The organism is Dactylosporangium thailandense, assembly GCF_059739745.1.
Genome location: NZ_AP029195.1, coordinates 319,039 through 332,395, shown reverse-complemented (window position 1 = coordinate 332,395; position 13,357 = coordinate 319,039). Strand labels below are relative to the sequence as shown.

At 76.0% G+C, this 13,357-nt stretch carries 11 protein-coding genes; 5 read left to right on the top strand and 6 right to left on the bottom strand.

Features of this window, described 5'->3' with window-relative positions; translation table 11 throughout:
- Positions 1–214: 214 nt before the first annotated feature.
- Both AC6JBM_RS01395 and AC6JBM_RS01390 read left to right on the top strand, forming a co-directional pair.
- Positions 215–718 carry a hypothetical protein gene (locus AC6JBM_RS01395; protein WP_497981783.1) on the top strand — a complete coding sequence of 168 codons (504 nt, stop codon included), beginning with the start codon at positions 215–217 and terminating at the stop codon, positions 716–718.
- A gap of 2 nt (positions 719–720) precedes the next feature.
- The gene (locus tag AC6JBM_RS01390; RefSeq protein ID WP_497981782.1) at positions 721–1,386 is read left to right on the top strand and encodes a class F sortase; all 666 of its coding nucleotides are present in this window, start codon (positions 721–723) and stop codon (positions 1,384–1,386) included.
- Here AC6JBM_RS01390 and AC6JBM_RS01385 read toward each other — a convergent pair.
- From AC6JBM_RS01385 to AC6JBM_RS01360, 6 genes are read right to left on the bottom strand one after another with little or no spacing between them, the layout of a single operon-like run.
- The gene (locus AC6JBM_RS01385) at positions 1,372–1,989 is read right to left on the bottom strand and encodes an isochorismatase family protein (RefSeq protein WP_497981781.1); all 618 of its coding nucleotides are present in this window, start codon (positions 1,987–1,989) and stop codon (positions 1,372–1,374) included. The genes AC6JBM_RS01390 and AC6JBM_RS01385 overlap by 15 nt on opposite strands.
- A complete protein-coding gene (locus AC6JBM_RS01380) occupies positions 1,986–2,963 on the bottom strand; it encodes an FAD-dependent monooxygenase (protein WP_497981780.1) in 978 nt (325 codons plus the stop codon). Before AC6JBM_RS01380 ends, AC6JBM_RS01385 begins: the two co-directional genes overlap by 4 nt.
- The gene (locus tag AC6JBM_RS01375; protein WP_497981779.1) at positions 2,944–4,209 is read right to left on the bottom strand and encodes a phenylacetate--CoA ligase family protein; all 1,266 of its coding nucleotides are present in this window, start codon (positions 4,207–4,209) and stop codon (positions 2,944–2,946) included. Before AC6JBM_RS01375 ends, AC6JBM_RS01380 begins: the two co-directional genes overlap by 20 nt.
- Entirely contained in the window at positions 4,206–4,946 is a 741-nt protein-coding gene (locus tag AC6JBM_RS01370) for an amidohydrolase family protein (RefSeq protein ID WP_350625042.1), read from the bottom strand. The genes AC6JBM_RS01375 and AC6JBM_RS01370 overlap by 4 nt, the downstream gene beginning before the upstream one ends.
- 5 nt (positions 4,947–4,951) lie before the next feature.
- A complete protein-coding gene (locus AC6JBM_RS01365) occupies positions 4,952–6,052 on the bottom strand; it encodes a 3-dehydroquinate synthase II family protein (RefSeq protein WP_497981778.1) in 1,101 nt (366 codons plus the stop codon).
- A gap of 14 nt (positions 6,053–6,066) precedes the next feature.
- Positions 6,067–6,864, bottom strand: coding sequence for a 2-amino-3,7-dideoxy-D-threo-hept-6-ulosonate synthase (locus AC6JBM_RS01360; protein WP_497981777.1), 798 nt, complete (start codon positions 6,862–6,864; stop codon positions 6,067–6,069).
- Between the two features lie 90 nt (positions 6,865–6,954).
- On the opposite strand from AC6JBM_RS01360, the gene AC6JBM_RS01355 reads away from it, so the two are divergent.
- The 3 genes from AC6JBM_RS01355 (at position 6,955) to AC6JBM_RS01345 (ending at position 13,321) form a co-directional block, all read left to right on the top strand.
- Positions 6,955–8,934, top strand: a complete 1,980-nt coding sequence (locus AC6JBM_RS01355; RefSeq protein ID WP_497981776.1) for an anthranilate synthase family protein — start codon at positions 6,955–6,957, stop codon at positions 8,932–8,934.
- Positions 8,931–11,720, top strand: coding sequence for an ATP-binding protein (locus AC6JBM_RS01350; protein WP_497981775.1), 2,790 nt, complete (start codon positions 8,931–8,933; stop codon positions 11,718–11,720). The genes AC6JBM_RS01355 and AC6JBM_RS01350 overlap by 4 nt, the downstream gene beginning before the upstream one ends.
- A gap of 80 nt (positions 11,721–11,800) precedes the next feature.
- Positions 11,801–13,321: an FAD-dependent monooxygenase gene (locus AC6JBM_RS01345; protein WP_497981774.1), complete on the top strand. Its 1,521-nt coding sequence runs from the start codon at positions 11,801–11,803 to the stop codon at positions 13,319–13,321.
- Positions 13,322–13,357 lie beyond the last annotated feature (36 nt).

The following is a 13,357-nucleotide window of genomic DNA, read 5'->3' as shown; positions in this document are numbered from 1 at the left end:
ATCGGGACAGCACCGTAACGCGGCCGACATCTCTGCGCAAGATGCCAACGAAAGACGGAAATACTTGCACTCATCAACCGCAAAAGCCATCGACGGTACCGCCTGGGCCCGCACCACCCGCCCGGGGCATTGATCGTTACAGACCTGTGCCGGATGGGTACCACACTCGAACCGACCAGGGCCTTCGCGGTCTCTCGCGGAAGGGGACGGTGCGATGACCGAACCGGGAAGCCGGCGGCTGTCCGCCCGCGACAACCGCACCGCGGTCGCGGCCGGGGGCGCCGCGCTCATCGTGATACTGCTCGCCCTGCTGGCCTACTGCCAGTTCACCGGCTCGGGCTCCGGCGACCGCGCCGCCCCGGGCGCCTCTGTGTCGGCCTCTGTTTCGGCCTCGGTCTCGGCATCCGTCGCGGCCAGTGTGTCGGCCGCCCGGTCCGCCGACGCCGCCCGGTCCGCCGCGGCCGCCGCCGAGCGGGAGCGCTCCGCCGCCGCCTCGCGCTCCGCGGCCGCCGCGGCCTCGGCCGCGAACGACGGCTCGTCGGGCCTGAGCGGCAATGGGAACCCGACGGGCCCGGCCCCGAGCGGCGCGCCCCACACGGGCGGCGGCGACGGCCTGGGCATGCGCAACCCGCTCCTGGCCGGGGCGGGCATCGTCCTGCTGCTGGCCGCGGCCGCGCTCGTGGTCTTCCGCCCGCGCCCGGCGACCGGGCGGCGCTGACCGTGCGGCCGCCCCGGCGCCTGGTGATCGACGGCCTGACCGGCCTGCTCGCGGCCGGCGGCCTCACGCTGCTGGTGATCGGGGCGTCCCCCGCTCCCCCGCCGCCCGAGCGCCCGGCCGCCGCGCCCGCCGCCTCCGCCCCGATGCCGGACCCGATCCCGATCGCCAGCTCGGCCGCGCCGGCGACGGCGGTGCGGACGAACGGGCTGGGAGCGTCCGCACCCGTGCGGCTCACGATCCCCGCGATCGGGATCGACACCGCGCTCATGTCGCTCGGCCTCAACCCGGACGGCACCGTCGAGGTGCCACCGCTCAAGCCGGGCGCGCCGGCCGGCTGGTACCGCAACCTGCGCACCCCGGGCGAGGTCGGGCCCGCGGTGCTCCTCGGCCACGTGGACACCGCCCACGACGGCCCGGCCGTGTTCTACCGGCTGCGCGAGCTGCGCCCCGGCGACACCGCGACCGTGCGCCGGGCCGACGGCACCGCGGCGGTCTTCGTGGTCGAGCGGGTGGTGGAGGTGCCGAAGACCGACTTCCCGACGGATGCCGTCTACGGCCCGGTCGACTATCCGGCCCTGCGGCTCGTGACGTGCGGCGGCACCTTCGACCGCCTCCGCCACGAGTACCGCGGCAACATCCTCGTCTACGCCCGCCTAGAACGATCCTAGGACTTCGTCGGTCGTCGGGGTCGCGGCGCAGCTGCGCGAGGCGTAGTCGAGGGCGAGCGCGTGGTCGGCCGCGGTGAAGTCGGCCATGGCGTCGGCGACGAGGAACGGCTCCACGTCGTGCGCATAGGCGTCGGCGGCGGTCAGCAGGCAGCCCAGGTGCGCGAAGACGCCGCACACGAGCAGCTGGTCGCGGCCCAGCCGCCGCAGCGTGTCCAGCAGCGGGGTGCGGTGGAAGGCGCTGTACCGCCACTTCGTCACCACCTCCGAGGGCGACGCGGGCTCGAGGACCAGACCCCGGCTCGACTCGTCGGACGTCATGCCCGCGCCCCACACGTCGTGCAGCAGGCCGCGTTCGGCCCGGGTCATGCGGCCGGGCTGGGCGGTGTACCGGATCGGGATGCCGAGGCCGGTGCACGCCGAGCGCAGCCGGGCGACGTTCGCCAGCAGCTCGCGGCCGGGCGGGACGGCGGGGTCGAAGCGGTCGACGAAGTACCGCTGCATGTCGTGGATCAGCAGCACACAGCGCGACGGGTCCGGCCGCCACGGGGCGGGCCCCGGGCGGGGCGGCGACGGCATCGGATACGAGACGACGGCGGGCATCATGCGAACAACCAATCCTGTCCGGGCAGCCCGGAGGCCGCGATCCGCTCGTCCCGGCGGCGCTGCTCGGCGCCGTCGGGGAGGTGGTACTCGTGGCCGCCCGCCACGCTCGCCGCGGCCACGCGCTCGGCCCGCGGGCGGCGCGCCGCCTCGAACCCGGCGAGGTCGCCGAGGTGGCACGGCAGCGCCGCGGCGTCCTCGATCGCCTGGGCCGCGCCCTGGGCGAGGAAGGGCGGCATCGGGTGGGCCGCGTCGCCGATGACGACGGCCCCGTCCCGGTGCCAGGCCGGCAGCGGCGCGCGGGTACGCAGCGCGAACCCCCGGGTGGCCGCCTTCGCCAGCGCGCGCACCGGCCCGTGCCAGCCCCCGAACCGCTCCCCCGGGCGGGCCACGACGACGAGGTTGAGCCCGCCGGGGATCGGATAGGCCACGACGTGCGCACCCGGGCCGAGCCAGACCGTCACCACCGACGACTCGACCTGCGGGAGCACCGCACGGTAGGCGGTGTACCCGACGTCGACCAGCCCGCCGGGGACCAGCAGGCCGCGGACCGTCGAGTGCAGACCGTCGGCGCCGATGACGAACGAGGCCGGCCGCAGCGTCTGTCCGAAGTGGATGCGTCCGGCACGCGCGGCGAGAGCCTGCACCAGGTCGGCCCGCCGCAGCGTCAGATATGGGGAGCCGTAGCGGGACCGCACGGCCGGGCCGAGCGGAATCCGGCCCAGCAGCGCGCCGTCCGACCAGCGGCGGATCTCGCGCGCCGAGGGCTGCAGGGATACGGCGCCCAGGTCCACGCCGAGGCCGGCGAGGATGCGCGTCGCGTTCGGCGGGAGCTGGATGCCGTAGCCCGACGCCGGCAGGGAGGGGGCACGCTCGACGACCTCGCAGGGCACGCCGTGGGCGGCGAGGGCCACGGCCGCGGTCAGGCCGCCGATCCCGGCGCCGACGATGAGCGGCTCAGTAGTACCGCAGCGCACGGTCCCAGTCCTCGTCCGGGCCGAACAGGCCGCGCGGCTTCATCACCTCGGCGGTCGCGGTCAGCAGCCGGTGCGGGACCAGGCCGCCGGGCGGCACGGGCACGACGAGCGGCTCGACGTGCGGGTACGCGGTGCGCAGCGCCGCCGTCAGGGTCGCGGTCGCGGCGGTGCGCCAGCGGTCGGCGACCTCGATCTCCACACCGAGGCGGGGATGGTGCCGGTCGCCGTCGACCCGGGCCCGCCAGAACCAGACGCCGAAGTCGTCCGGCAGCCCGAAGACGAGCTCCTCCAGGCCCAGCTGGGTCAGGCCGCCGCGGGCGAAGCGGCCGAGCAGGCGCACCGCGGGGAGGTGCCAGCCGCAGGGGCACTCGCGGTACGCCACCTCCACCTCGTCCTCGATGGCGTAGCGCAGCAGGGGCATCGCGTCGCGGAAGAGCGGCGTCACGACCAGCCGGCCGCGCCCGTCGGGCCGCAGCTCCCCCGTGTCCGGGTCCTGCACCTCGAAGACGGCCCGGTCGGCCCACAGGTGCATGGTGCCGTGCGCGCACTCCCCGGCCAGGCTGCCGGTCTCGGTGGCGCCGTACTCCTCCACGACCGGCGCGTTCCACACCCGCCCGATGCGGGCCTTGCGCGCGGGCCCGACGGGCTCGCCGCCGACGAACAGCGCGCGCAGGCTCGGGAAGTCGCGGTAGCCGCCGGCGCGCGCGGCCGCGGCCCACAGCAGCGTGTCCGTCGGCAGCGACCAGGTGAGGGTGACGCCGAGATCGTGCAGCAGGCGCACCACCCGCGAGTAGGGCGTGGCCAGCGAGCGGTTGTCGGCCGGCACCACGGTCGCGCCGCGCAGCCGGGCGGCCGCGTGTGCGAGGTGCCCGGTGATCATCAGCGCGTACGGGGTGCGGACCAGCATCGTGTCGTCGGGCGCGATGCCGGTCCACTTGCGCGCGAAGCGCTCGGCGAGGTCGAGCCAGTCGGTCTCGGTGTAGTAGGACGCGGTCGGCTCGCCGCTGCTGCCGCTGGACTCGTGGTAGGTGGCGATGTCGGCGCGGTCGCAGGCGAGCAGGCCGAACGGGTACGCGTCGCGGAGGTCCTGCTTGGTCGTGAGCGGCTGCTCGGGCAGGGGCGCCAGGCCGCGCTCGCGGTAGAACGGGGAGCGCTCGGCCGCCGCGTACACCGCGGGGAGCCGCTCCTGCTGGAGCCGGGCGAGGCCGGCGAAGTCGTGCCAGTCGCCGATCTGGGGCAGCGTCATGAGTTCTCCAGGATCCGGTCGGCGTTGCCGAAGGAGACCAGCGCGAGCTCGTCCGGAGGCAGGCCGAGGGCGCGCAGCTTGGCGACCTCGACGCTCGGGTGCTGCAGCGGGTGCTCGGTGCCGAAGAGCACCCGGTGCGCGCCCAGCCGGCGCACCGCGAGCCGGGCCACGGCCGTGAAGCAGCCGGAGAGCTCGACGGCGATGTTGGGCAGGGGCGCGACGAGGCTGAGCCCGGCCGCGTCCAGGCCGGTGTGCCCGCAGTGGCCGGAGACGAACGTGACGTCCGGGTGCCGGCCGGCGAGGACGACGAGGTCCTCGGTGCGGGTGCCGGCCCGGCCGAGGCAGACCACGTAGACCGGGTGCCGGTGCCGCGCGGCGATGCGCACGAGCGCGTCGACCCGCGGGTCGTCGAGCCGGAAGCCGTGCACCGCCGGGGAGATCTCCAGGCCCCGGAACCGCGGCGCCGCGGCCTCGTAGCCGGCGGCGTCGCGGTACGGGTCGGCGAAGAAGAACGGCACCAGCCGCCCGCCGGACGCCTCGCACGCCCGCCGGACCCCCTCGTTGTCGGCCAGGGCCTTGCTCCGCCCGCCGTCGACGATCTGCACCGAGAGGCGGTCGAGCCCGACCACCCCGCCGGCGCAGACCGCCGCCCGCTCGACCCCGGCCTCGTCGAGGGCGCCCAGCAGGGCCTCGGCCGCGCCCGGGCCGGGGGTCAGGCGCGCGTGGAAGTCGAACATGGCGATCACTGCTCGTAGCAGAGTTCGTCGATGGGGTAGCCGACGTGGCGCTCGCGCCGGGGCAGGTACCCGAGGATGCGGTCGCCGGGCTTGAGCGCGGTCGAGTTCAGCACCGCGCCGCCGGGCCCGAGGATGCGCACGTGCCAGTCGTCCTGGACGATCACGTTGACCGCCTCGCCGCCCTCGGCCACGGCGTCGATCGACAGCAGCGGCCGCGTCTCGATCTTCACCCGGCCGACGACCACCGGGCGGCTGCGCCCGTCGGCCCCGACGGCCAGGACGGTGCCGCCCGCGCGCAGTTCGCTGAGGTACCGCGTGTGCTCGCCGTCCGCCAGCGTGTACGACATGATCGCGCCGGCGTTGACGCGGAACGGGCGCGTCGGCATGTACGGCAGCGGGTGGGTCTCGCTCACGCAGAGCACGAGCGCCTTGGCCCGCGACCCGACCAGGATGCCCTCGTCGCGGGCGAGATAGGTGCACGTGTCGACGCAAGCGCGCTCGCCCATCCCGGCGTGGGTGATCGCGGTGACGGTCAGCTCGGTGAGCTCCAGGTCCGGGGAGCGCCGCTCGACCGCGTCCTTGAGCCGGCCCGCCTCGCCGGGCGCGGACGGGGCCAGCATCACCCCGTCCGGGCCGTGCTCGAGCACGCCGAGGAACACGGGCGCGTCCGCGGCCCGCTCGACGGTGGTGACGATGAGCCCGTGCGCGTCGGCCGCCGCGGCCAGCACGATCTCGAGCGGGATGTTCGTCGGGTCGGCGAAGCGCAGCACGGTGACCGGGTCGCGGGTCACGCTCGCGCAGGCCGCGGCCAGGGAGTCGGCGTCGGTCACGTCGACGTGGGCGCCGAAGCGCACGCCGGGGTGGCGGGCCGCGAGCCGGCCGGGCTCGCCGTGCTGCGCCGGGTCCACGACGACCAGGTCGGCGTCGCCGAAGGAGTCGGGCAGCTCCTTGCCGGGCAGCAGCACCCGGCTCACGGTCGGCGGCAGCCCGGCGAGGTCGGCCGGGTCGTCGGCGACGATCGCGTCGAAGCCCCGGTGGATCGCCTCCTGGCACAGGACGGACTTGAGCCCTTCGGCGGCCCGGATGTCGAGCCAGCACTGCTTCATGGGGGTACTCCTTCTCATCGGGTGCGGGCCGGGGTGCGGTCATGGACGAGTGCGGCGAGCCGGCGCACCATCGCGGCCGGCTCGGGGGCGTTGAAGACGAGGCGGCCCGCGGCGACCCCGCCCGCGCCGGCCCGCATGGCGGCGGCGAGGTGCTGCAGGGCGGCGGCGCTGTCCAGGGCGTCGCCACCGGCCGCGAGCACCGGGATCGGGCTCGCCTCGGTGATCGCCGCGAGGTCGTGCGCGTCGCGGGGCAGCGCCGTCTTGACCAGGTCGGCGCCGAGCTCGGCGGCGATGGCGGCGGCGTGCGCGACGAGCCGCGGGGCGCGGCCGTCGGCGATGCCGGGGCCGCGGGCGTAGACCATGGCCAGCAGCGGCACGCCCCACCGGTCGCAGTCGCCGGCGACCGCGGCCAGGTCGGCCAGCTGCCGCGGCTCGGTCGGCGAGCCCGCGTTGACGTGCACGCTGACCGCGTCGGCCCCCAGGTGCAGGGCCTCCTCGACGGAGCCGACGAGCACCTTGGCGTCGGGGTCGGCGGACAGGCCGGTGCCGGCGGACAGGTGCAGGATCAGGGAGAGGTCGCGGAAACGGTGGGCGGCCACGTGCCGCAGCGCGCCCTTGTGCAGGACCACGGCGTCGGCACCGCCCGCGGCGAGCTCGCCGACGAGCCGGTCCAGACCCCCCGAACGTCCACTGTGGATGATCGGGGCGCCGCTGATCGGGTGATCCAGCGGCACGATGAGCAGGCCGCCGGATCCGTTGCGGTACAACCGGTCCAGCCGGACCCGGCGGGCGAAACTGTCATTGGGAGCCACGCCTACCGACGCTAGGCCCGGGCCGGTACACGCCCCACTACCTCAATGGGTAGTGGCCGCCCTCACCGGCGCGCTGCGACGGTGACGAGCATGACGCATCCGTGGTTGCAGCGTATCGCCGGCGCCGAGGCCTTCGCGCTCGTGTGCCGGGACGACCGGGTGGAGCTGCGCGTCGGGGTCCCGCTCGCCTCGATCCCGGACCCGGTGGACTCGGAGGTGGTGGCCGCGCTGCCCTACCGCACGATCGCCGAGCGCGGCCTGGCCTGCGTCGACGACGGGGCCCCGCCGCTGGCCTTCGCCGTGACCTGGTCCGCCTCCCTGCCGGTGTCCTCGGTGCTGGAGCTGCTGCCCTCGTGCTCCCCGGGCCTGCTCGACGGCCGGTTCGACCTGGACGACGCCGAGTATGCGGAGGTCGTCCGGCGGGTGGTGCAGGAGGACATCGGCGGCGGCACGGGCTCCAACTTCGTGATCCGCCGCACCTACCGGGCGCGCATCCCCGGCTTCACGCCCACCGCCGCGCTGTCGGCCTTCGCCGGCCTGCTGCGGTCCGAGCGCGGGGCGTACTGGACGTTCCTGCTGCACTGCCGCGGCCGCACCCTGCTCGGCGCCACCCCGGAGTCGCAGGCCCGCCTCGAGCGCGGGATCGCCGCGATGAACCCGATCAGCGGCACGTACCGCTACCCGCCCGGCGGCCCGACCGCCCGCGGCCTGCGCCGGTTCCTCGCCGACCGCAAGGAGACCGAGGAGCTGTTCATGGTCGCCGACGAGGAGCTCAAGACCATGGCCCGCATCTGCGACGGCGGGGGCCGGCTGCGGGGGCCCTGGCTGCGGCCGATGTCGCGGCTGGCGCACACCGAGTACGTCATCGACGGGCCCACCGGGCTCGGGCCGGCCGAAGTGCTGCGCGCGACCATGCCCGCCCCGACGGTGACCGGCAGCCCGATCGCCGCCGCGTGCCGGGTGGTCGCGGCGCGCGAGGGCACCGGGCGCGGCTACTACGGCGGGGCGATCGCGCTGCTCGCCCCGGGCGCGCTGGACTCGGCGCTGATCATCCGCACCGCGGAGATCGGGCCGGACGGGTCCGTGACCATCGGCGTCGGGGCGACGCTGGTGCGCCACGGCGACCCGGCGGCGGAGGCGGCCGAGACCCGGGCGAAGGCCGCGGCGCTGCTGGGGGCGCTGGCGGGTGAGCGGACGGCGGCGGCAGCGCCGAAGCTCCCCGCCCTCGAGCGCGCCCTGCGCCGTCGCAACGCCGGCCTGTCCCCGTTCTGGCTCGGCCGGCCGGTGCGGCTGCGGCCGCTGTCCGGCCGGGTGCTGATCATCGACAACGAGGACGACTTCACCGCGATGCTGGCCCGGCTCACCGAGGCGCTCGGGCTGCGCGTGGACGTCCGGCCGACGCTGCGTGACGGCTACGATGCGGTCGTGCTCGGCCCCGGCCCCGGCGACCCCCGCGACCGCGACGACCCGCGCATCGACCGGCTGCACGAGATCGCCGGGCGGCTGCTGGCCGAGCGGACCCCGACCCTCGCCGTCTGCCTCGGTCACCAGGTCCTCGCGGACGAGCTCGGCCTGCCGATCCGGCGGCTCGCCCGGCCGGCCCAGGGCGAGCCCCGGCGGGTGCCCGGATTCGGGCGGGTCGGCTTCTACAACACCTTCGTCGCCGTGTGCGGACCCGCCGAAGGGGCCCCGAGGCATCGAATGAGTGCAATTCATGTGACCACCGTGCGTAACGGCCGGCCGGAGCGAATTGGGATATTGCGGGATGCCGCGACCGGGGCGGTGCACGCGATGCGATTGGCACGAGCGCGGTCAATACAGTTTCATGTTGAATCGGTGCTGACCGAGCATGGCCCGGCGATTCTGCGGGGCCTGCTGGCCGAAATCCTGTCCGCCCCGCCGGGCGGGCCGGGAGCAGCACGATATCGGGCCAACGGAGGATGCCGTCCGGGTTCGTCCGGCTCCCCCGAATGGCTGTTCAAGTCGATCATCGAGTACCGAGAGAATCACCGCAGGCCAGCCACGATAACCGAACCGAGCTCCGCTGAGACGTCTGACAATTTGGGGTGATTTCGCTGACTGCACCGGCCGCGGGGACATTCGGGCGCGATCGGGAGCTCGCCGTCCTGCGCACAGCGGTGTCCGGCGCCGCCGAGGGCTTCGGCGGGTGCACGATCGTGACCGGCTCGGCCGGCATCGGCAAGTCTCACCTGGTCCGGGCCTCGATCCTGTGCGCGCGGGCGCGCGGGGTCTCGGTCGCGGCCCGCGCCGCGTTCGAGCTCGACCGCGCGGCCCCGCTGATCACCCTCGCGGGGACGCTGCAGCAGCTGCGGCCGGCCGAGCCCGCGATCGGCTGGCTGCGCGAGGAGGACGACGCGCAGTACCGCACCCTGGAGCGGCTCGGCGCCGCGCTGGAGGACTACGCGGCCCAGCGGCCCCTGGTGATCGCGATCGACGACGCCCAGTGGATGGACGAGCTGTCCGCCCTCGCCGTCGCCGAGCTCGTCCCGGCCCTGGCCTCCTCCCCCGTGCGCTGGGTGTTCGCGCACCGCCCGGCCCCGTCCGGCACGCCCGGGCAGCAGCTCATGGAGCGCCTCGTGCGCGACGGGCACGAGCAGCTCACCCTCGGCACGCTCGACGACGACGCCGTGCGCCGGCTGTGTGCCCAGGTCGTCGGCGCCGACGTGGACAACACCGTGCTCGCCCTGGCCGGCGGCTGCGACGGCAACCCGCTGCAGATCGAGCAGCTGGTCCGGACGCTGCACATGACCGGGCAGCTGGTGGTGGCCGACGGGATCGGCACCGTCGTCGGCGAGGAGCTGCCGTCGAGCTTCATCACGATCGTCGACCAGATGCTGCACGGGCTGTCCAGCGAGGCCCAGGAGCTGCTGCAGGCGGCGGCGGTGTTCGGCCGGCCGTTCGGGATCGAGGCGGTCGCCGAGCTGCTCGAGGTGCGCCCCGGCCCGCTGGTCAAGCAGGTCAAGGAGGCGCTCGACGCCCGGGTGCTGGTCAACAACGGCGACGAGCTCGAGTTCGTGCACGACCTGGTGCGGCTGGCGGTGTACGGCACGCTGAACCCCGCCGTCGCGACCATGCTGCACCGCCAGGCCGCCGCGATCGCCCGCGAGGAGGGCCGCCCGCCGGTCGAGGTGGCCGAGCACCTGCTCAAGACCGGCCGCTCCGGCCGCCGCGAGGCCGTCACGATCCTGCACGAGGCCGCGCTCGAGGTCGCCCCGGCCGCGCCCAGCACCGCCGCCGACCTGATCGAGCACGCGCTGTTGGTGATCGGCGAGCACGACCCGGCCCGGGTGGCGCTCGTCGCGGACGCCGTCACGCTGCTCGCCTCGGCCGGCCGGCTCGAGCGGGCGCAGGACCTGGGCGAGACCGCGCTGCGCGCCGGGCTCGACCCGCGCACCGACGCCATGCTCAAGTTCGGGCTGGCCGAGGCGTTCAAGCACGCCGGGCACAACCGGCTCGCGGTGGAGTGGGCCGACCAGGGCCTCGCCGTGCCCGCCGTGCCCGGCTCGGTCGCGGCGAAGCTGCACGCCATCCGCGCCCACGCCCGCTTCTACTCCGGCGACCTGCCCGGGGCCGACGCGGACGGCGAGGCGGCGACGGCGGCGGGGCTGACCACCGGGGAGTACGCCGCCTCGGTGTTCGGGCTCACCGGCCGCAGCCTCGTGGCCCAGGCCGAGGGCCGCCTGGACGACGCCTTCGGCCACGCCGAGCGCGCGACCGGCATCGCCGACCAGGTGCGCGGCGACGCCGCCCACCGCCACCCGCGGATCTGGCTCGGCGACGCCCAGGCCTGCCTCGACCGCTTCGACGAGGCCGAGGAGACCTACCGCCGCGGCCGCCGCGAGTCCGAGCGCCTCGGCACCGCCTGGTCCACGCCGCTGTGGCACTACTACCACGGGGCCCTGCTCACCGCCCGCGGCCGCCTCGACGACGCCGTCGCCGAGGCCGAGGCCGGCGTGGCCATCGCGCTCAACCTCACCGCCTACGCCCTGGCCGTGCCGCTGCTGGGCCAGCTCACCCGGCTCGCCGTCCTGCAGGGCGACCTGCCCCAGGCCCAGGCCCACCTCGCGCACATGCACCGGCGGATGGCGGCCGGGATCACCGCGGCCCCCGAGGACATGTACTGGCCCGAGGGCGTCCTGCAGGAGGCGATCGCCGGCCCCGAGGCGGCCCTGGCCGCGCTGACCGGCCTGATCGACGCGCTGCCCGCGCGGCCGGTGCTCATCGCGCAGGACCCGTCCACCGCCCCGGCCCTCGTGCACCTGGCGGTCCGCGCCGGCGACCTGCCCCGCGCCCGCACCGTGGTCGCCGCGGCCCGGGCCCTCGTCGCCCGCAACCCGCGCCAGCTCTCCCTCGCCGCCGCGGCCGACCACGCCGAGGGCGTGCTCACCGGCGACCCCTGGCTGCTGCGCGGCGCCGTCGAGCGCTTCCGCCGCACCCCGCGCCGCCTCGCCCTCGCCGGGGCCCTCGAGGACGCCGCCCTCAACACCGCCGACGACCAGCAGGGCCGCGCCTGGGCCGCCGAGGCCATCGCCATCGTCACCGACTGCCGGGCCGAGCGCGCCCGCCGCCGCCTCGAGTTCAGCCTCGGCGGCCCCAAGGCCCCCACCGAGCGGCCCGGGTTCCGCCCCGGCTCCCCGCTGCACCAGCTCACCCCGGCCGAGCAGAACGTGGCCCTGCAGGTCGCCCTCGGGCTCACCAACCGCCAGGTCGCCAGCGCGCTGCACCTGTCCCGGCACACCGTCGACAGCCACCTGCGCAAGATCTTCACCAAGCTCGACCTGCGCGGCCGGGTCGAGCTGGCCAACCTCGTGAACCGGGATCGCTTGAACACGTGATGTACGGGGGCACCCACCGGGCCCGAGCATGACCATTGGCGACGAAGGCGTCGCCGTGGCCGAGCGATGGGGGAACACCGGTGACGACGCCGTCGAGCGCACAGGTTCTCGTGGTCGGGGCGGGCCCGACCGGCGCGGTCCTCGCGCTGGAGCTCGCCCACCACAACGTGTCCTGCCTGGTCGTGGAGCGGGCCGTGGCCCCGCCCCGCCACCCCGGCGTCGACCGGCTGACCGGGCACGCCATGGGCCTGTTACGCCGGCTCGGCCTCGACGCGGTGATCGAGCGCTACGCGGAGGCGCCCGAGCCCGAGGACGTCGAGTGGCGCACCGGCCTCGACGACGACCCGGTGCTCGTCTCCTCGCCCGGCACCGCGTCCGGCGGCGGGCCCGACCATCGCGTCCCGGCCGCCGACCTCGCCCGGCGCCTGCGCGACGAGCTGCGCGGGCACCCCCTCGTCGACCTGCGCGAGGGCTGGACCTTCACCGGCCTGCGCGTCGAGCCCGACGGCGCCGTCGCCACGGTGCTCGACGTGCACGCGGGCGTGCGGCACACGATCGCGGCGCGGCACCTGGTCGGCTGCGACGGCGCGCAGAGCACGGTCCGGCGCTGCGTGGAGGTGCCGATGGAGAGCCTCGGCAGCCCCGCCCGGCACTGCTCGGTGTTCTTCCGCAGCGCCGACCCCCGCCTGCCCGCCAAGGACGCCCACCCCGTCGCCGTGGTCGTCGGCGGCGTGACCAGCGTGTCCCGCGGCGACGGCGACGGCTGGGTGGCCCACCTGCCGGTCGGCGCCGACGAGCCGGTCACCACCGACCCGGTCGCGATGCTGCGCTCGCGGCTCGGCAGCGGCCTGGAGGTGGCCGAGATCCTCGGCGTGGCCCAGTGGGACGACGCCCTGGCCGTCGCCGCGGCGTACCGCCGGGGCCCGGTGTTCCTGGCCGGCGAGGCCGCGCACCGCTTCCACCCGGCCGGCGAGCTCGCCGACACCAGCCTCGCCGACGCCGTCGACCTGGGCTGGAAGCTGGCCGCCGAGATCAACGGCTGGGGCGGCCCGGCCCTGCTGGCCAGCTACGAGGCCGAGCGGCGGCCGGTCGCCCTGCTCGATCGGGAGCTGCTGGCCCGCTCGCTGGAGACCCGGCGCCGGTTCGGCCGGCTCACCGCGGCCGGGGCCGCCCCCGAGCTGCTCGCCGGGCTGCTGCGGCAGGAGGCGCACCGCCCCGACGCCCGCGCCCTGCCCGCCCGGCACGCGACCTCGGCCGTGGTCTGGCACAGCGGCGCGAGCGGCCTGGGCGGCACGATCCGCCCCGGCGGCCGGGCCCCGGACCTGCGCCTGGACGGTGGCGAGGCGCTCGCCGACCGGTTCGGCCGGGCGCTCACCCTCGTCGACCTCACCGGGGAGGCGGCCGGCGCCCCGCTCGCCGCCGCCGCCAATGGCCGCGGCATCCCCGTCACCCACCTGCCCGTCGCGGACGCGAGCGTGCGCGCCGGCTGGGACCGCCCGCTCGCGCTGGTCCGCCCGGACGGGCACGTGGCGTGGTGCGCCGACACCGTGCCGGCCGACTGGGACGCGGTCCTCGACCTGGTCAGCGGCAAGACCACGTGAATACGTGATGTCCGCGGGAGCCTCCGGAGGCGACGC